At 56.3% G+C, this 19,674-nt stretch carries 8 protein-coding genes and 1 pseudogene; 2 read left to right on the top strand and 7 right to left on the bottom strand.

Annotation, left to right across the window (positions count from 1 at the left end):
* Positions 1-307: 307 nt before the first annotated feature.
* On the top strand, positions 308-652 hold the full coding sequence (locus tag KGP26_RS02410) for a type I toxin-antitoxin system SymE family toxin (RefSeq protein ID WP_223664976.1): 345 nt from the start codon (positions 308-310) through the stop codon (positions 650-652).
* 37 nt (positions 653-689) lie between these two features.
* Here KGP26_RS02410 and KGP26_RS02405 read toward each other — a convergent pair whose 3' ends face one another.
* The 6 genes and pseudogenes from KGP26_RS02405 to yjfP all read right to left on the bottom strand — a co-directional run bounded on the left by KGP26_RS02405 (position 690) and on the right by yjfP (position 16,643).
* Positions 690-1,085: a hypothetical protein gene (locus KGP26_RS02405; protein ID WP_223664975.1), complete on the bottom strand. Its 396-nt coding sequence runs from the start codon at positions 1,083-1,085 to the stop codon at positions 690-692.
* A gap of 38 nt (positions 1,086-1,123) precedes the next feature.
* Positions 1,124-2,005 (bottom strand): annotated as a pseudogene (locus KGP26_RS02400) (DUF6862 domain-containing protein); the annotation flags it as partial.
* A 492-nt stretch (positions 2,006-2,497) separates the two neighbouring features.
* On the bottom strand, positions 2,498-2,986 hold the full coding sequence (locus tag KGP26_RS02395; protein ID WP_223664973.1) for a hypothetical protein: 489 nt from the start codon (positions 2,984-2,986) through the stop codon (positions 2,498-2,500).
* Positions 2,983-13,974 (bottom strand): hemagglutinin repeat-containing protein, encoded by a 10,992-nt coding sequence (locus KGP26_RS02390; protein ID WP_223664972.1) that lies wholly within the window; start codon positions 13,972-13,974, stop codon positions 2,983-2,985. The genes KGP26_RS02395 and KGP26_RS02390 overlap by 4 nt, the downstream gene beginning before the upstream one ends.
* Positions 13,975-14,036: 62 nt before the next feature.
* Complete coding sequence (locus KGP26_RS02385) at positions 14,037-15,677, bottom strand: ShlB/FhaC/HecB family hemolysin secretion/activation protein (RefSeq protein ID WP_223664971.1); 1,641 nt, start codon at positions 15,675-15,677, stop codon at positions 14,037-14,039.
* A 213-nt stretch (positions 15,678-15,890) separates the two neighbouring features.
* A complete protein-coding gene (gene yjfP, locus KGP26_RS02380) occupies positions 15,891-16,643 on the bottom strand; it encodes an esterase (protein ID WP_059199526.1) in 753 nt (250 codons plus the stop codon).
* A 100-nt stretch (positions 16,644-16,743) separates the two neighbouring features.
* Here yjfP and bsmA point away from each other — a divergent pair, with 100 nt between their 5' ends.
* Positions 16,744-17,052 carry a biofilm peroxide resistance protein BsmA gene (gene bsmA / locus KGP26_RS02375; RefSeq protein WP_179253459.1) on the top strand — a complete coding sequence of 103 codons (309 nt, stop codon included), beginning with the start codon at positions 16,744-16,746 and terminating at the stop codon, positions 17,050-17,052.
* Between the two features lie 66 nt (positions 17,053-17,118).
* Here bsmA and KGP26_RS02370 read toward each other — a convergent pair whose 3' ends face one another.
* Positions 17,119-19,650 (bottom strand): filamentous hemagglutinin N-terminal domain-containing protein, encoded by a 2,532-nt coding sequence (locus tag KGP26_RS02370; RefSeq protein WP_223664970.1) that lies wholly within the window; start codon positions 19,648-19,650, stop codon positions 17,119-17,121.
* Positions 19,651-19,674: the final 24 nt, after the last annotated feature.

Here is a 19,674-nt window from a genome sequence, read left to right as displayed (position 1 = left end):
AATAGCACGATTTGCTGGCAGAGAAAGCGATGTATGCCGATCCATAGGTTTTAAAAATCCTGCAACAAAATCATCAGCCCATGGGAAATCGTTATCATTTTTTGAATAAGGTCATCCCCCTTTTTTTGGTAATGGCTCCAAAATAGTGTTGTACCCAGCACAACGCACGTTCTCTGACCGGGATCAGCCACCACCACGGCCTGACCCAGCGCCAGATGCTGGAACGGCTGCTCATCGAACCCGATGAGGCCCTGTGCAAGCACCTCGAGGGCGACGACTTCCGGCGCTATATCGACAAGGGGGCAGCATGAACATCACCTTCACACCCCAACCGGTCCCAGAGTTGACGATCAGCGGCAACACACTGGCCGGGCTGGGGTTTACCCCCGGCACACCATTACAGCTCACGCTCCGGCCCGATGGCCTGTGGATCACCCCCGTCACCGATGCGGCCACCTGGAACGCACTGTGCGAAGCCAGCCAGCAGCGGCAGGATTTAGGGGCGGATTGGGTACGGCAGAACGGCGTGCTGATCATCGGTGGAGACTGGATCGCCGAGTCCGGGATCATCAACGTGGCACAACTGGAGATCACCGCCGCACCAGGAGTGATCCGGTTGCAACGGCGGGAAGTTGAGGGATTTAGGGCTTAGATGCAAGAACCCCGGCCAACTGGCCGGGGTTACTGTTTTAATTCAGAAGATCCATCGATACATTGCCTGTATCGAAGAACTCTTTAAAGATCCTGACAACAAGATCGAAGTCTTTTGTAAGCTGACGCTCAGGCCAGTGATTACCAAGGATAATGATACTATCTCCTGATGATGACGTATTATCCCATATGGATCTTACATCACCTCCAGACTCATCATATTCCAGCAAAGTAACTAGATAAAAACCATTCTCTGCCTCAACACTGAGTCTCTCTGGCCCGGTATCAGGAGCATTAATAATCCTGATATTTACGCTACCGCTGCTATTCTTCAGAACATTTAAAAAATCGAGCACATCAGACCACAAAGGGGATTCATTTCTGACATATTCCTCACCAGAACATAAACGAGAAAGCTCATATTTTATTATCATTTTGCAGGTCCCTTATTTCCTATTTTTTTCATACCCTGCTACCAGAATAGAACGTTACCTGTTGATTCTTCATAAATTGTCAGTGATTTAAGCCCTGCTTTTTCTGCCATGACCTTTAAATCACTCAAGCAATAGTTGCAGACTTCTTTCCCTGCTACGCTCATTGCCATTTCGCGCCCTTGAGTCATTCCCTTATCATAAGCCTGCTGGATCACTCCCACTTCCGCATGGGCTGTTCCCATGTTTCCATTAGGATAATTTTTATCCGGGCGCTTATCTATCTTAGCCTGCACAACATCATTGATGAGAGTCGGTTTATTAAAATCGGCTAACTGTGAAGGCCTTGCTCCCTGGTTAGTATCACTGAATTTATTACCATCAACATTACCTTTCGCAACGACCTTCACATTCGCATCTACAATCTTGCCAAGTTGCTTCGCCGCTGCCGCCCCAAGTATCGGGGTAACCGAAGCAATAATAATATCGGCTCCCTGCTTCAACTCGGTGTAATCTTTGGCTGTTGCGTAATCAACCCCTTTAGTTGTCATAAAGAAGTTGATCATTGCGTCTTGGATCTGCTGCTGATTCTGCGCATCAACACTGGTGATATTCAGCAGGTTCACTATCTGGCCGTAAGCATCAGCGTATTGCTGGCTCACCTTCGAGTTATACGGCCCGGTTTCATACTCACCCTTGGCCGCGATAACCTCCAGTCTCGCCGCACCACAGGCCGCACTGGCTGCCGCACCATTTCCGCAGGCCTCGATCACCTTCTTGTCGCTGGCTATATCCTTTTCACGCAGTTCATTAATCGTCTGCTGGGCCTGCTCACGCTCTGCCGGATCTTTGCTGTTCTGGAGTTTCTGCTTCGCTAACTCAAGCTTCGTCTTTTCTTCCACGCTCAGGAAGTTATTCTCCACAACAACTTCATCCAGTGCGGAGTCAGCCAGTGAACAACATTTTTCCTAGTACACTCAGTAGCTTACGACCACTTTCTCCCTGTGCATTCTGGCCCAGGCAACTTTTTCCCAGACGCGCTTTTTCAGCCCGTTACGCCATTTTCCCCAACGCTGTTAAAGAGCAACCAACGCCCCATCATAACAGCGCTTTTCGTCTCTGCCATTACCGCTTTCGGGGTTTTGTGACGGTGGCCGGGCAGTGGGCAGCGTCTTTTGGCTGCCCACTGCCTGGACGCCTGCCGGGTGTGGGCTGGCGAGGCCCGCTAGCGACGGAACGCAGGACGATTTTCGGCGCTATGTCGATAGGGGGGCAGCATGAACCGACCAGCTTCCCGCTACCGTAACTGACCATCAAGGACCGATGGCTGGAGCCGCTCGGATTCACTACCGGGCAGAAGAGGCATAACTGGCTGACGTATAAAGTAAAATCCCGCCACTGAGGGCGGGTTTTTTCTAATTATTCAGTGAGTAAGCTTTTGAAAAATCATTGTACGTTTCATGAAGATGATAAAATTTTGCATCAGGATCATCTTTCAGTTCTTCATATCTTTCCATTAGCTTTTTGAATAAACCTTCTGGTACAGGATAAGGGTCTGTCTCATTTTTTGCACAGTAAAAATAGAACAGCGCCTTTTCAAGCTCAGGGATACTTACATTTTCAGTTTCATTTAGAAGATAATTAAATGCAAATGACCATTCACTACCAGATAAAAGCAAGTCATTAAGGCAAATTGCCTTAAAAAAATCACTGTCAACATTCTTTGTCTTCAGTGTCTTTTTACACATATCTTCAGCCAATCCAATATCTATAGAAAAAAGAGCATTAAGGTAGTCAACCACCTCACTAACAGGATCTTCAAAAGATTCAATATCAGCACAACCATTCATTAAATAGTTGTTTATACCTTTTGTTAAAGCTTCTTTACTCTTATTGCTTATCATTTGAATGCCCCCGTTTTAACAGTAGCTAATCTCTTTGAGCCATCGGGTAGAATTTTCCACGTTGCATAAATTCTGACATTTCCACCTGGACCAGAGACTACAATAGATGTCTCTCTATTAGATGGTGTAACACTGCTTGTAGAATTCAATAAGTTGTCCATAATCATGGCATTGTTCTTTGCATTATCTGCAATTCCCGCATCATTCAAAACTCTTGCCATCTCTTGAGATCTTTCAACATTATGAATTTGATCATTGAGCTTGTTAAGCTTCTCTCTCGCACCAGGTGTTTTAGCAAACTCTTTCTGATTACCAATCTGCAAATCCTTTAATTCATTATATTCTTTCTTCAATGATTCCAAATCACCAGAAGCTTTGCCACGCATATATAATTCAATCTTATCGACAGGTATTTTCGCATCACCTTTTACAGCAGTGATGTGATTTTTCCCATTAGCATCTGGAAGTGAACTAACCTCAAAACTATTAGACAACCGCTGTTTACCAGCCAGAGCTTCTATCTTACTGGCCGCAGCAGAACCTATTACTGGTGCCATCGAAGCCGCTACAATCTTCATCCCATCGTAAGTAGAGACGTATTGTTCTGCCGTCGCCTTATCTACGCCAAGTTGCACCATGGCATAGTTCACCATCGCATCCTTCACCTGTTGCTGATTCTGCGCGTCAATACTGGTGATATTCAGCAGGTTTACTATCTGGCCATAAGCATCAGAGTACATATCACTGACTTTATTATTGTACTGCCCAGTTTCGTACTCACCTTTGGCCGCGATAACCTCCAGTCTCGCCGCACCACAGGCCGCACTGGCTGCAGCACCATTGCCGCAAGCTTCGATCACTTTCTTGTCGCTGGCGATATCCTTTTCACGCAGTTCATTGATCTTCTGCTGGGCCTGCTCACGCTCTGCCGGATCGTTGCTGTTCTGGAGTTTCTGCTTCGCTAACTCAAGCTCGGTCTTCTCTTGAACGCTCAGATAGTTATTCTCCACCGCATTTTTGCCCGTTTGGGCGGCAGTTACCGCACCCGCAGTATCGCCTGTAGACAGGCCACCTGCAAGTCCTGCCGCCAGTTGGCTCAATGCACTCACCTGTTGCCTCTCGCTTTCACTCAACTGGTCTAGCTTCTTGTCCGGGAACAGCTGGCCTGCGATAAATCGCGCCGCCAGTTCCGCCCCGCCAGCACCCAACCCACCAGCTACCGCCGATTGGTGGTTAAGTTGTGCGGTCACCGCACCCAGTACCGCATGTGCCATCGCATTGGCCGCGACATCCACCTTGCCGGTCAGCGGATTGGTGGTCAGTTTCTTGATTTCCGTCGCCAGATACGGTGACACGCCACTGGCCAGCGCCCCGGCCAGGTTGTTACCTGCCAGTGCCGTCAGCGCCCCCGTCACCGCCTGTGCCGCTTTCTGCAGGTCGCTGCCGGTGCCGTACTGTTTCATGGCATTGTCATACGCCCGCTGCATCACGTCCGCGTCGCTGACCGGTTTGCCTTTCGCATCAATCTCCAACTGCTCTCGGGCCTGCGCCAGTGCAGCCGGATCTTTCTGCGCCTTCAACCCGGCGATGTCTCCTTGAGTGCGGATAACATCCATCGCCTGACCGCCAATTTCCCCGATAAGCTGTGCCTGCTTGAGCCGGTTCTGTTCCTTCTCTTTATCAAAGATCGGACTGATGCTGCCGTCGTTGGCATGGTCGGTATCTCGATTCAGCTCCGCCACATCCTGCTGTTGCTTGTCTGTATCCCGGACTATCAGCGTACCTTCACTGACGCCGGCTTTTGTCGTGCCCTCGGCATGCCCGCTATTGTTGGCACCCGACAGCATGCCACCGGCCATGTTAGTCAGCAGGTCCTTGCCCACCGGTCCGCCGGTGCTGAGGCTGCCACCGCTGTGCTCGGCCGAGTAATCGGCCTGATTGTGGATATCACTCCAGCCCAGGGTGCCGGTATCGAGACGGTTTTTCTCCTTGTCCGCCGTGCTTGCGATAACAGCACCATCGAGCTGGGTATGCTCCTGGACCTTGACGTCATACCCGCCTTTGCCCGCAAACAGCCCGGTCTGCTCCTTCACCGAGTCGAAGTTGCTGTGCAGTTTGTCCTGACTGGCGCTCACGTTGGCCGAACCGGTCATCGAACCGAAGGTGAAGCTGCCGCCCGCACTGACGTTCTGCTGTTTGGCGTCATAACGGTCGCTGTCCTGTTGGCTGGTGAGCGTCAGGTCACGGCCTACATCAACAGTGATTTTTTCCCCGCTCGCCTGTGCACCTTTCAATGTGGTATCCCGGCCGCTGCTCAGGCTGAGATGGTTGCCTGCATCCAGCGTGGTTTCAGTATGGGTCAGGCCGTTGCCATTTTCATGTCCCTTGCCGGTATTGACCCCGGCCGAGACGCTGATACCGTAACCGCCCGAACCGACACCAATACCCACGCCGACGTTACCGCCTTTGCTGCTGTTCTTGCCAACGGTACTTTCGGTGTTCTGCGCAGACTGCAGGGTAATGTCCCGCGCTGCATCAAGCGACAAATCTTTGCCCGCTTTCAGCTGGCTGCCAGCAATGGTGATGTCGCCACTTTGCGCAGTATTGTTCTTACCGGTCGCGGTTATCGACAGGTTTTGCCCGGCGTTGAGCGAGCTACCCTGCGACTGACGACTGTCGGTGCGGGTTTCGCTCTTCGACGACTGGCTGCCATAGGAGGCACTGATGCCCACTGTGTTGGTAGCGCCTTGCGCGGCTTTTGGGTCATCTGCACTCAAACCTGCAGCAGCGTTTTTCGCCTCCGCCGAGGCGGTCAGGGCATTATCCCGCTCCCAGGCCTGCGCGGCCTGCACACCGGACAGCGCCGCCTTGGTGTTTTGCAGGGCATTGAGGCGCCCATCGCCTTCTTTCCTCGCCTGCTGTGCCGAGCTGACGGCGGTGTTGAGTGCGCTGCCCACGCTGCCCGACAGCGCCACACTCAGACCGCTCTGCTTCTGCTCGTAGGTCTCCGTGCGGGTGCGCTGGTCGTAGCCGGGGTCGATGGTCACGCTGTCACCGGTCAGGTTCAGGTCCTTGCCTGCAACGAGGTCGGCACCGCCAATATGCAACTGGTTGCCCGCCGTGATAGTGACGTTGCCCTGGCTGCTGCCGACGGTACTGACGCTCTGGCTTTGGGTAGTGGCTTTCTCGTCGATTTCATGTTTGCTCGACTGCTTGCCTATCGTAAAGCCGATGCCACCACTGCCCAGCAGGCCGCTTTTTTTCTTCTCTTCCAGCAGATAGTGGGACTCGGTTTCGGTGGCTGCACCTATATCGACGTTATGGCCGGCCTGCAGGGTCACGTCCCGGTCGGCGGCAATGGCCGACCCGGTTACCGTCAGGTCATTGCCTGCAGTGACGCTGACGCTGTCCCCACTGAGCAGGGTACCTTTCTCACGCGTGAGGCGGTCGTCGGTCACGGTGTGGTTGCTGCTCTTGTTCAGGAAGCCTTTTTTCTCCGAACGTTCTTCACTGTAGCGCGACTCTCGCTCGGTAGCCGTATTGAGGGTCACATCGTTTTTTGCCTGGAGCGCGATGCCACCCTGTTCGCTGTGCAGGGTGCTACCGGTGACCGTCACGTCCCCCTCACGCCCAATGACCGTCACACCTTGCTGACCACTGAAGGTGCTGCCCGTACTGATTTCACGTTCAGTTACCTCTTCGCGGTGGCTACGGGTCTTACCCTGCTGTTTGTCTTCGCTGTCCTGGTCGAGCGTGTGGGTACGTGCGTCCTTAATGGTCACGTCCTGCGCGCTGACGCCAATACGGCCTTCGGAGCTGTCTACCTGCGCACCTTCGGCCAACAGGCGATTACCCGCCACCAGAGTCACGCCCTGGTCGCCGCCGAGGGTGCTGAGCGTCAGGCGATCCTCCTGGCGGTCGTTGCTGACCGATGAGGTACGGCTGTTGGCGTCCAGGTGAGAGGTGTTGGTGGTAGTCTCGGCCCTGATGTTGATATCGCCTCCGGCCTGCACACGGGTGTTGCCGGAAGCCTTGGCCTGGCTGCCCACGAGCGTGACGTCCCGCCCGGCATTGAGCGTGAGGTTGCCTCCAGCGTTAAGCTCACTACCCTGTGCTTGCTGCCATTCCCCGCTAACGTGCGCCATCCGCTCGCCGGCCTCTTCCATGCCACCGCGGGTACGGTTACCCAGAGAGCCCGAGATAACCTCAAGGTCGGCAGTATGACTGCTTTTCGCGGCAGTGATGGTCAGGTCATTGCGTGCGCTCAGGCTGAGAGCGTCCGTGGCATCGAGTTTCGCCCCTGTGAGCGTAATATCTGTACCACTGAGACGGATGTCGTCGGCACTCATCGTCGCCTGGCGCAGCGCATCCTGCAGATTGGTGCTCAGGGTCAGGCGGTCGGCCTGCACATCAATGCTGCCAGCCTTGATATCGCCGCCCTGATGCAGGAACTGCCCGGCGTCGACCGACAAGGCCTTGTCGGCAAACAGGTTGCCGGCATTGACGATACTGCCCGCCGAGAGTTGCAGGTCGCCACCGCCAATCACCGCGCCATCACCGGTCAGGCGCAGCGTGGTCTGTGCCAGGTATACCTTCGGTACCCACACCGTTTGTGGGCCGTCGGCGGTATCGACCGTTTCGCTGACCAGCCAAACGATATCCTGTTGCAACGCGGCAATCTGCTCAGGAGTCAAAGCCACGCCCGGCACCAGGTGGAAGTCCTGTGCAACTTTAGTGCCGTTGTTCATCAGTTGCTGATACTGCGTCATCGCATCCCACCCTTTGACGGACGGTTTGCCAGTAAGCGCCAGCACCTGCTCGCGCACCAGGCGCTGCTCGTAAAAACCGTCTCCCAGGCGCTTATGGGCTTGCGCGGGGTCATACCCTACGCGCTCGAGCATATAGTCGCTGCTGATAAAGTTGTCGCGGCGGGTAAAGCGCTCATCGGTCACTACCAGGAACGGGCTGCCAGCCGCCGTGTGCTGGCTGAACAGGCCGTTATTGGGAATGGTGGTGGCCACATTCCCCAGATGTTGCAGAGCCGTCAACGCCAGCTCCGACGGCAACAGTGGGCGTCCCAGCGGTGAGGTCGACGTGGTGCCAGGTTGCGTCATCTGTCCGCCCGGTGCCAGCGTCATGTCGCCGTCAGGTCGGGCTGCCCCCTCCACCACGAAGGCCAGCGGGTTGCGCTCCAGTTCGGCGCGTTCGGCATCCACGGCGTTTAATGCCGCCTCGAGCTGGCTGACTTGCGCCTGATTGACCGTGGTGTTGGTGATGTTGGCTCCGTTGATGGTGACCGTGCCGTTGCCGGTGATAACACCGTCAACGGTAGTCAGAGCCGTGGTCTCGTCTCGGTTGAATGTCGGATACCAATGGGACTCATCCCTGTCGTAGTGGTCAACGATGAACTCCTGGCGCCGCTCATTGACCGAATAGCCCCGGTTGTCCACACTACCACCGCCGTCCTGCGTCAGGTTACCGTTGGTCGTGATGACGCTGGCGTCATTGAGCAACAATCCAGTGATACGCAACACCATATTGCCGCCCGCTAGAATACGAGCCCCAACGCCTTCGGAGATCAGTTTGTCTGCGGTCACCGTGCCGGTCACCGTGCGCTCACGCAGATTGTTGTAGTCACTCACAAACGGAGCCGAGGCAATATCCAGAAACTTCTCAGGATCCCACACAACGGCTTGCCCGATATCATGCTCCCGGCGGAAAGAGTTTTGATAAGGGGTTGGGATAACGTCCTGGTTCCACCCCCGTACGTCGTAAAACGTCATGGCATAGCTACCATCGGCGTTAGGTTTGAGCGCCAGATAGTTGACCCACAGGTTGGTCAGTTGCCCGGTATGGTCTTTCACTCGTACTTCCGCCCGCTTGGCAGCCGCGTCAATGTTCAGCAATGTACCGTACGGATTGCTCTCAGCGGCCGCCTCATCACGGAAGGTCAGTTGTTGAGTATTCGGTGCCATAGTGCTGACATCGGTATTGACGTCTTCACCGTAAGAGCGCCAGTAATAGTTGTAGCGGTGCCATTTGTAGTCGCTCTTCTCGGCGTCGCGCTCAATCACCAGCCCTTCGCGCAGGTTGTTCAGACGACGGGCCTCGACCGTGGCGTCGCCGTCCGCCTCAATAAAGCTTGCCCGGTTCTCAATCAGGTCATCACTGTACAGTGACAGGCGGTCGCCGCTGTAGAGCAGCGCACCATCCCGGTTGGTCAGGCGCTCACCGGTCTGCAGTATCAGGCTCTGGGTTGCCGCCATCACCGCTGACTGCCCGTGGTTGTCGATAACGCGTCCGCGCACGGTGATATCATCCCCCATCAGCGCAGCAGCATTATCCAAGGTGTCGACGTTGAGTGTCATGACGTCCGCTTCAATACGCCCGGTGTTTTGCAACGCGCCGGTCGTCAATTGCAGCGTTTTGCCTGCAAGGGTGGCCGGGTTGGTGATGCTGGCCGCATTGAGAATAAGATTGCCTGGCAGCAGCCAGTCCACCAGATTGCTAAAGACGCCGCTCAGGGAGAACGTCACCGTGCCGTTGCTGCTGACCGTTTCACCTGCATTGCGGGTGTAGTCCTGCTGCGCGGACAGCGTCAGCGCCTGCAACCCCAGCAGGGTACCGTTCTGGTTGTCCAGAGTGTGTGTATTCAGGGTCAAGGCGCCGGCACTCTCCAGTCGCCCGCCCTGATTGAGCAATGCCAGCGGCGAGTCGGTGGGGGAGCGCCCGGTGTTGATGTCGATATTGCCGTTAGCCAGGATACGCCCCTGGCGGTTATCCAATGTGGTGACATCCGTGAAGGTAAGGGAGTCCGCACTTTGCAACCGGCCGGCCGTGTTATCGATGTTGCGGGCGGTGATGCTGGTACGGGCAGTGCCCAGTATCAGGCCGCCATCGCGATTGTTCAGGTGGTCAGTCTGTACGTCAAGCTCCGCCTGGCTGCTAAGCGTGCCTTGGCCGCTGTTGTCGAGCGCACCGGCCTTGAGTGTCATCCCCTGGGTCGCCACCAGTTGCCCGCCCTGGTTGTTCACCTGCACAGCATCAAGCGTGAGCGCTGCGCCGCTGTGCACCTTGCCCTGCTGGTTGTTGAGCGTGTCGATACGGTAGACACCCGAGCCCTGACTGATGAGCGTACCCTCGGCATTATCCAGCTGCGCGGTGGTCATCGTGATGCCACCGAGGCTGCTGAACACGCCCTGACGGTTATCGATACCGGCCGCTGACACCTGCTGCCCGCCATTGCTGCGCACTGCGCCGCCGGCATTATTCAACAGGCCAAGAATGTGCAGTGCCATCTGTTGCTGGCCGTCTATCGTCCCGCCAGCATTGTTCAGCGTTTGTGCGTTAAGCGTCAGCGCGTCACCGCCCTGTATTTTCCCACCACGGTTATCCAGCCCGCCATTCAGGTCTAGCCGCAATTGCTTTTGACTATACAACTGACCAGCCTGGGTATTATCTAAACTGAGGGCGGCGATATTCAGTGACTCACCGGCCAGCCACTGGCCGCTGGCGCTATTTATGTGACCAGCGCGCGCACCGTCGTCGGCACCCTGAGCAACCAGTTGCCCCTGCGTCGAGACCTTGCCATTGCTATTATCGATACCCTGTTTGATGCGCAGTACCAGGTTTTGAGCCGACTGCAGTGTCCCCCAGGCGTTACCCAGCCAGTCTGCCGCAAGCGTCATCGCCTGCTGGCTTTGCACGCTGCCTTCCGCGTTGTCAAAACCGCCGCTGACGGCCTGCCAGCCGCCCTGACTCCCCATCCAGCCCTGCGCATTGGAAATATCCTGCGCCTGCAAACGCTGAGACAGCCTGCTGAAAATACGGCCCTGACTGTTATCCAGTTTGCCGGTGAATTGCATGTCCAGGCTGTCAAGCCCATTAATGGTACCCTGGGTATTTCGCAGGCTGGCGGCACGTACCTGTGTGCGACCATTGCCGGTCAAGGTACCGTTTTGGTTGTCCCAGCTCCCCGACAGATTCAGAGAAAGCGCCTGCCCAGCAAGCACCACACCCGATACGCGGTTGGTCAGTTGCCCGCCCTGCAGAGACAAGGCACCACCGCTTTGCAGCGCCCCGCCGTCGTTGTCAAACAGGCTGGCAGCACCGCCCTTGATGTTGAGAGCCTGTTGAGCAGTCAGCTTGCCAGTTCGGTTGAGAATATCGCCCGCAGCGTCAAGGCGAAGGTCACCGCCGGACTGCAGCCGACCACCGGTATTGTCGAGGGTATGCGCGGTAGCGGTCACCTGATGGCCACCTTGGGTAGTACCACCGCGGTTGTCCCAGTCACCGTCGGTATACACGGAGAGGGTGTTTCCTGCTTCCAACCAGCCTGCCGTGTTGACCAGTCCCTGTTGCGCTGTCAGGCCCAGGTTTTGTCGGGCAACCACTTTCCCCTGAGCGTTATCCATCTGCTGTGCCGTCAGCGTAAGCGACTCGCCGCTGATTTCACCCTCGCGGTTACCCAAGCCTTCCGCGCTGGTCAGGGTCAACTGTTGCCCCCCCAGTATCTTGCCAGCCTCGTTGTTTACATCCCGCGCCGCCAGGGTCGTTTGCCCCTTCCCTTGCACCGTACCACGACGGTTATTCAGTACGCCTGTGGTGCGCACCGTCAGTGCCTCACCGGCACCCAGCAGACCCTGCGTATTATCCAGCCCCTGACGGGCATTCAGGTCAAGCCGCTGCTGGCCAATGACCTTGCCCTGCGTGTTGTCGAGACGGTCAGTATTCACTGTCAGCACCGCGGCGCTGATTTCGCCGCCGCGGTTGGTGGTGTTGCCCGTAGCATTCAGGGCTAACTGCTGACCGGATAGCAGTTTGCCATCGTCGTTGTTGACGGCGTTCGCCGTTGCTGTGACCGATGTTTCGCCTTGCGCCGTGCCGCCACGGTTATCCCAGTCGCCAGTACGCACATCCAGCGCCTTGCCAGCCCCGATAAGGCCACGCTGGTTGTCCAACCGGCTTGCCGTCAGGTTGAGGTTGTCCTGGCTGATGACCTGCCCCTGCACATTATCCAACTGCTGCACCGCCAGTCGCACGTTGCCAGCGTTCAGGGTACCTGACCGATTATTCAGGTCACCGCCCGCCTCAAGCGTCAGGGCCTGGCCAGCCAGCAGGTTACCCCCGGCATTGGTGACCGACCCGCCAGCATGAATCGCCAATCCTGCCTGGGTTTTTACCGTGCCACCCTGATTGTCGAAACGGCCAGCATCAAGCCTAAGGTCGCCATTACTGCCTACCATCCCCCCGGCATTGTCGAGCAGGCCGCCAACCCGCCAGTGTTGCGCCACGTTATCGAGCGCCACCAGGCGACCGCGCTGATTGGCAAGCTGGCCCGCCGTCAGCGCCAGGCGCTGTGCCTCAATGGCACCGTCGCGGTTATCAAGCTCACCTGTCAACGTGAAGCGGCTCTCGCCGCTACCGGTCTGTGACCAGGTAGCCTGCTGATTGAACAGGTTACCGGCATCGACCTCCCATCGCCCGGCCTTGACCTGCGCCTGCTGCGCATCCACATCACCGCCCGTGTTCACGACAAGCTCGCCGCTGTCGACGGTCGACTGACGCAGTGCCACACCCCCTTCCTGGGCTCTCAGCGTGGCCCGGCCAGCTGCCACCTTCGCACCACTGATATCCACCCGGCGTCCGGTCGCGCTGACGTCCTTTTTGCTCAGCAAGCTGCCGTTGGCACGAATGTCACCCTGGCTGTCAAGGTGCAGACTGGCGTCACGCACAACCTGGCTGTTGACATCGCTGCCCGCCAGCAGGTGGCCGCTGCTCTGTATGCCGCGCGCGGCACTCAGGCGCACATCCCCGGCCGCCGCCAGGGTGCCGGATTGCGCCAACACCCCCTCTCGACTCTGTACGGTAAGCTGACCGCCGCTGTGCAATTTGCCGTGCGTCTCGATGTCGCCTTTCGCCGCCAGGCTGATATCGCCACCAGCCTGTGTGGAGGCGTCTTGTGCATCAGACTGCCAACTGAGCCGGCCTTCACTGCTCACGGTCAGCGTCTTGCCAGCCTGTACCTGTCCGTTTTGGTTGCGCACACCGACGCCAGCCTCGGTCCCTATCATACGGATACTGCCGCTGTACATGCCGCCCATCTGGCCCATATCGATGGCAAGCACTGGTTTGGCGCTGCCGTCATCCTCAAGCGGCGTCACTGTTTTACCGTCCGCACTCACGCGATTGCGGCCGGCCACCACCGTCACCCCTTCTTTGGCCCAGACTCCAGCGTTGACTTCCACCGCGCGCGCCAGAATATCAACGTATTCGGTATCATGACGGGCATCGCCGTTGAGTCCGCCACCGTCTATACGCACCACGCCGCGCTCAACTTGGTAGCCCGCCACACTGCCATCGGCATTCAGCTGTGCCTTGCCAGTGGTCAGCGTCATACGTCCGGCATTGATGGTGCCGCAGCCATCGCACACAATCCCGGCCGGGTTGGCCACAATCACCTGTGCCTTGCCGCCAGCCACTTCCATAAAGCCCCGCAGCTGACTGGGGTTATTGCTATTGACTTCGTTCAGGATGACACGAGCCGGTGCCGCATTGGGATTGAGGTTAGGGTTGCCCTGGATCATCCCGGCCATTTGGGTCGACGTCATCACGGCCGAATTGTTGAGGATGGCACCTTTGGCATCGATGTCGAACTGCTGATACTGATTATGCGAGACCCCGGCCTGATTGGGCGCGGTGATATTGACCTGGGGTAACCCGTTCTGGGTGGCAATGACCTCCGGTCGTTGGGAAGGGGGAGCCCCACCGTCCGCCACAATACCCCCGGCAATCACCGGCCCGGCAAACATTGCCAGCCCTAGCAGCCACACGGCACGACGGACGGTCACCCATACACGGTTCCCGTCCGTTATCCCCGAGCCGCAACGCTGTCCTGGCTCGGTACTGCAACTGCGGGCCAGTTCGGACACCACCCGCAGTTCCCCGTGGGTGCGGCTGAAGATAAGGCGATAGCAATGTTTGTTCATGGGTCACGTCCGTGTATTCAGGTCAGTATCAGTAAAGCGGTCAGTCTGGCGACAGTTGATATTCAGATTTCCAGGTTCACGCTGAAACCCGCGGTGGCTCCCGAAGTGTGGAACCCCGCAGGCTTGTAAAGCGGCATACCGGCAAACAGGTCATAGCTGAATCGTCCCCACAGTGCGCCGCGTACACCGAGCGCACTGCCCGCCAACTGATGGCCAACCAGGTGGCGGGTACTCGGCCCGTCTACCCGACCGTAGTCGGCGGCCAGGTACAGCTCGTGCCCGCGAGAAAAGACATTCCAGGCGATTTCGTTACGCCAGAGCAAGCCTTTTTCGCCAGACAGCATTTGTTCGCCGTCAAAGCCGCGCACCGTGTAACGCCCGGCGATGGCCATCCGCTCCTGCGGCGTCAGCGCGTTCGCGCTCCACTGGCCCCGCACGCTGGTATAAACCCGCCAGGGTTGCTCGCCCCAGGTGAACGGCTGGTTGATGCCCAGATCGCCGAGCAGCATGCCGGTTCGCGCACTGCCCTCATGACGGGACTCTTCCGGGGCCGGCAGGGCATTGAACGCGCCGGTACCGCGACGCCAGTTGATATTGGCATCCAACGTGGTGGTACCGAAGTAGCTGCGCTGATTTAGCCCCACCTCCCAGCCGGCAGTGCGCCGTTTTTGCGACACGATATCAATGCCGTCCACGGCGTTGGTGGAGTGCTTACGGTAGCCGCGCAGGTTGAGCGTGGTCTTGTGCGACTGGTCACGGTACAACAAGCGGGAGACGGTCAACTGGATATTGTCGCTCTTGCCACTGTAACTCAGCACCTCGTTGGCATTGGGGATATTCTGATGGTAGGTGTAGTCGTTGTAGTTGGCCGAAAAAGCCCAGTATCCCACCGGGAAAAAGTAGTTCAAGGTATGTGAACGGTTGCCGAACGGTCCGTGCTGAAACAGATCCTTGCCGATGTTGGCATAGAACAGGTCATTCTGCGCAAAGGGGGCATCTAGGGCCAGGGTGGCCGAACCGAGATAACGCCCGGTACTTTTTGAACCGCTGTCATCCAAACCCAGACTGAGGCGCACCGGTCGCCCCTCGTGCCAGTTGATCTGCAGGTCACTGGTGGCTTCCTGCGCACCGGGCACGATTTTAATGTCGGCAACGGCGCTGGGGACTCGCCTGAAGTTTTCCAACCCCTGCTCGATATCGCGCAGATTAAGAATATCCCCGCGTGAGGCAGGGATGGCATTCCACAGCCGTCCACGCCAGGAGACCGGTTCATCAAAACGGATCTCGCCAATACGCCCGGGTTGCAGCGTGAGCGTCAGTACGCCCTGGGTCAGATCCTGCTCCTGTGCCATCACCCGCGTCGTGACGTAGCCCTTGGCCAGCAGGGCGTTTTGCACCTTGTTGATGGCGAGCACGATACCCTGGCCGCCCAGGCAGCGGCCTTTGGCATCCGCAGCGGCATCCAGCGCCCACTGGAAGCGCTCGGTCGACTCCCCAACCAGAGTTAGCCGGTTGATGGTGAAACAGGGGCGTTCATCAGTGGGGTAATCGGGCAGCGCAACCTCGGGACGAGAAAGACGCGCGTCGGCCTGCGGGGCATTTTGGCTTTGCAGGGCGCGTTCACGCTCCTGCTGTCGCTGCTGTTCGCGGGCATCAAGGGCGGAAGCCGCCTTTTCGGGGGCATCGGATGATGTGGCAGCCATAATCGGAAAAGCGCCGACTAACAAAAAACCGGCGAAAACAGGCGCTACTGCTTTTAACAGACACCCGTGCGGGAGAAAAGTCTTTTTCATGAAAATCCATTTTCAGAAAGTAAAAAAAATGTAACTTTTGGAACATTATCCACTCAAAAGCTCAAACGCAAGCAAATTTTATAACATTAACAGCCATACCTTGCCCCCTCCCTCGGGGGCTTTTTACAGTGAATCCTGGAAGAAAGCGGCGGTAGCGTTCAACGCGCCAGGAGTAATGCGATGGCGTACTTCCGCTTCAGTGAGGTAGGTCAACCTCCGATCCAGGCCGCGCTGACGTAACTCACCGGCCAAGCGCTCACTCTCCAACGCTGGCACCACATCATCGGTTTCACCATGCCATAACAGCAGTGGCCGCCCAGCAAAACTCTCCCAATGCTGTTCAACCTCATAAGAGGCCAAGGGCGCAAGGCGTGCCTTGAGCGCGGACGGATCCAGCGGCTGGCCCTGCGCATCCAATGGCGGATACAGCGTCTGCGCCAGCGAGGTAAAGTAGCCCGACCCCATCAGGCTGGCGGCCGCTTTCACCCAAGGATAACGGGTAAAGGCCCCCAAAGTGGTCATGCCCCCCATCGAAGCGCCCGCCACGCCAATGCGATCCCCGGCAATTAGCCCACGCTGCTCAAAGTGCGTTTTGAGCGCGGGTAACTCATCGACGTTACTTTTGAGGATTTCCCAGAAATGCGCCAGCCGCCGTGCTTCATCACCATCAAACCGCTCACCGTGCATCGCACAATCGGGCAGCACCACCCGGAAACCGACCTTGGCCAGCGCATAGGCAAAATAGGCGTACACCTCTTTCGATGAGGTATAACCGTGATAGAAAAAGATCGTAGGTAACGGCTGCTCGTAGCACCCGGCCGGTACCGCATGGATCACCGCAATGTCACTCACCCGCTCATCATGGATCTCGATCATGTATTCCCCCTGTGGCTAATCTTCACTATGATGGCAAAAATCGGCCCGAAACCTTAGTTCAACCCATTCTACTCTATGCTAAATAGTAATGAGGCCAGCCATGACTCTTTCTCGTCCCTTGATCACCCTATTACTGTTTAGCTTGCTGTCTGGATGCAGCGTATTTAAAACCACGCCCAAGCCCCCGCCGCCGCCTACCACTCAGGCACAGGAGATCACTCGAGCCCAAACCACCGAGTTGGAGAAGATGGGAACGATCAGCGCACTGGTGCATGGCAGCCCGATGAACGTGGAAGCCGAGATCCAGCGCAAAGCTAACGCCAGCGGGGCACGCTATTACATGATCATCATGAACAGCGAAACCATCGTGCCTGGCCAGTGGTATTCACAGGCGATACTTTATCGGTAGCGCTGGCTCTGAGAGATAAGTAAAAACGGGTGCCTGAATAGGCACCCGTAGAAGAGATTTTCGCGATTACTCTTTGATTACCGGCCCAGTGACATCACCGTTATTGGTGTATCTGCCCGTCAGGTTCAGTTTCACACCTTCCAGGCCGCCGATCACCGCGCCACGCCGGTTAGTAAGATTCTGGCTGTTGATCGTGGTGATCTTGTCGGACCATAATTGACCGCTGTTGGTCAATGCCCCATTGACGCGAATACCCAGCCCTTCTTTACCATGGACCAAGCCGCTGTTGGTAAAGGCTGAAGTCACTTCTACGCTACTGCTACCTGTAGAAGATATCGTGCCATTGCCGTTATCCAGGCGGTTAGCCAGCAGTGACAGAGAAGCCACACTTGAAAGGGTGCCGCGGTTGTTATCCACGTTGCCAGCATACTGCATGTTCAAGTTGCCGCCGCTGGCAGCAATCAGACCCCGACTGTTATACACCCGGTTACCGGCCATGCTCAGATCGCCCATGCTGATAATGCCCCCCTGAGTATCTTCCGGCATATCGATATGCACGCCCATCACTCGACCAAAATTCTCACCATTACGGTTATAGAGAGTCACCGCCTTTATTTCTGCCGTCTTATCGGCAAAAATCAGACCTTCGTCATTGCGCAATGTGTCGGTATGCACATGAACTTCCTGCCCCGCCAACAAGCCCGCATTGTTGTTGACCGTGCTGGCGTACACCTCTGTGCTACCCAGCGCGCTACGGATCACGCCATAGTTGTTATTAAGGGCATTGTTGACGCGAACGTCATTGCCCTTGTCCAGGGTTAACCCACCCGTGCGGTTATCCAGGCTGTTTGCTCGCAGCACCAGCTTACCCTCACCGCTAACACTGCCATCCCGGTTGTCCATGGCGTTGATATTGGCGAGCTGGATATCCCCCATTGCAGAGATCTGCCCACTCTCGTTGAGCAGGTTACTACCGTTGGTGTTTACGTTCAGCATCTTGGTCGCTTGCAGACTACCGGTTCTATTGGTCAGTAGCCCACTGTTGATTTCCAACGCCCCAGCCGACTCAATCAAGCCGTTAGTGTTATTGAGCGCGGCTTTGTTTGTCGTCAGCTTAAAATCGTCACCCGCGCTCATTTTGCCGTTAGCGCTATTGTTCAACGTACTGCTGGTAGACAGATTGACATGATGTTGAGCCGCTATTTCGCCGCCACGGTTATCAAGCGTGCCGCCAACGGTCATCGACAGATCGGACAACGAAGAGCCAAAGGCAAAAATCTGCCCATTACGGTTATCCAGCGCACCGCTGATGATAGTGGAGTTACCACTGGTGGTGATCAGGCCATTGTTATTGTTCAACTGACCCGTTTTCAGGGTCATACCCAAGGTGCTGTAAATGCCGGTATCGTTATTGCGGCCAGTATTGGTCAGCAACTGCCCATGGGTATCGATAGTGACCTGTGAACTGGATTGCACCCTACCGTTGGTATTGTTCAATTGCCCACTATTGATGCTCACAGAGCCGATAGCGGCTATGTTGCCGTTGGTATTGGTAAGGCGATTTTTATGAGTATCGATAGTGATACCGCCGTTCCCTCCGGTGATTTTCCCCCTGGTATTATTAATAGTGCCTGCGGTGTTCAGTTTGTTGGCGTGTGCGGCGGATAGGGTCCCTGAACGGTTATCCAGCACACCATTAACGTCCATCACCAGGTCTGAGGTGGAAGCCGCGATGGTACCGGCATTACGAACGCCCACTCCGCTTTCTGTCCCCACCAGGGTGATCTTGCCGGCATACATCCCCCCCAAAGCAGCAACGTCAATCCCGACACCAGGTCTGCCCAGCGCCGAGGCCAGCGCAGTCGCCTGGGTATTGTCCGCATTGACGTTATTACGGCCAGTGGTCACTTTCAAATCCTTGGCCCAGACACCGGCATTAATCGCCACCGAGCGGGCAATCAGATCGGTATAATTACTGTCGCCGCTGTTCAGGCCATTGCCATTAATAACAATGCTGCCCTTCTCCGTTTTATATCCCTGTATGGCACCATCGACAATCTGGGCACTACCGGTGGTCAGCGTTGCTCTGCCAGCATTAATAAACCCGCATCCGCTACAGGTAATACCTGCCGGGTTGGCAATAATGACCTGAGCCTGCTGGCCTGCAACCTCCACCATGCCATTTAACACGCTGGCCCGATTAGAGTTGACCTCATTAAGGATCACCGAGGCTGCCCCACCGCTTAAATTCGCATTACCCGCAAGACTCCCCGCCAGTTGGCTATTCGCCCCGTCGACGCTGTTATTCAGCACAACGCCGTTTTTATCAACATTGAACTGGTTGAAGATATTATGTGAAACACCCCCTTTACCCGCAGCGTTGATATTCACCACGGTCGAACCATTCGCCCCGGCATTAACCGCAGGGCTAGAGGCCTGCCCGGCATCGGCAACGATTGCCGCATTAGCCACGGAAACGCAGCCAAAAGCCAGCAGCCCGGCAAAGTAGAGTGGCGAAAGGGTCATCCGCAAAGATGAATTGCTCTTTTCTTTACGTGCCGATAAATCGGTTGTGGATGAATGATAACTATATGTCATGCTGTTAATTCCTTTTAAAAAATA

Origin of the sequence: Serratia sp. JSRIV002, from assembly GCF_019968725.1 — a bacterium.
Classification (GTDB): domain Bacteria; phylum Pseudomonadota; class Gammaproteobacteria; order Enterobacterales; family Enterobacteriaceae; genus Chania; species Chania fonticola_B.
The sequence above is the reverse complement of the archived record's forward strand: the minus strand, read 5'-3'. Positions and strand labels throughout refer to the sequence as shown.

What these genes read in the sequence shown, in the direction of transcription:
- KGP26_RS02410 (WP_223664976.1), top strand. Translation starts at nt 308, where the DNA reads ATGAACATCACCTTCACACCCCAACCGGTCCCAGAGTTGACGATCAGC.
- KGP26_RS02405 (WP_223664975.1), bottom strand. Translation starts at nt 1,085, where the DNA reads ATGATAATAAAATATGAGCTTTCTCGTTTATGTTCTGGTGAGGAATAT.
- KGP26_RS02395 (WP_223664973.1), bottom strand. Translation starts at nt 2,986, where the DNA reads ATGATAAGCAATAAGAGTAAAGAAGCTTTAACAAAAGGTATAAACAAC.
- KGP26_RS02390 (WP_223664972.1), bottom strand. Translation starts at nt 13,974, where the DNA reads ATGAACAAACATTGCTATCGCCTTATCTTCAGCCGCACCCACGGGGAA.
- KGP26_RS02385 (WP_223664971.1), bottom strand. Translation starts at nt 15,677, where the DNA reads ATGGCTGCCACATCATCCGATGCCCCCGAAAAGGCGGCTTCCGCCCTT.
- yjfP (WP_059199526.1), bottom strand. Translation starts at nt 16,643, where the DNA reads ATGATCGAGATCCATGATGAGCGGGTGAGTGACATTGCGGTGATCCAT.
- bsmA (WP_179253459.1), top strand. Translation starts at nt 16,744, where the DNA reads ATGACTCTTTCTCGTCCCTTGATCACCCTATTACTGTTTAGCTTGCTG.
- KGP26_RS02370 (WP_223664970.1), bottom strand. Translation starts at nt 19,650, where the DNA reads ATGACATATAGTTATCATTCATCCACAACCGATTTATCGGCACGTAAA.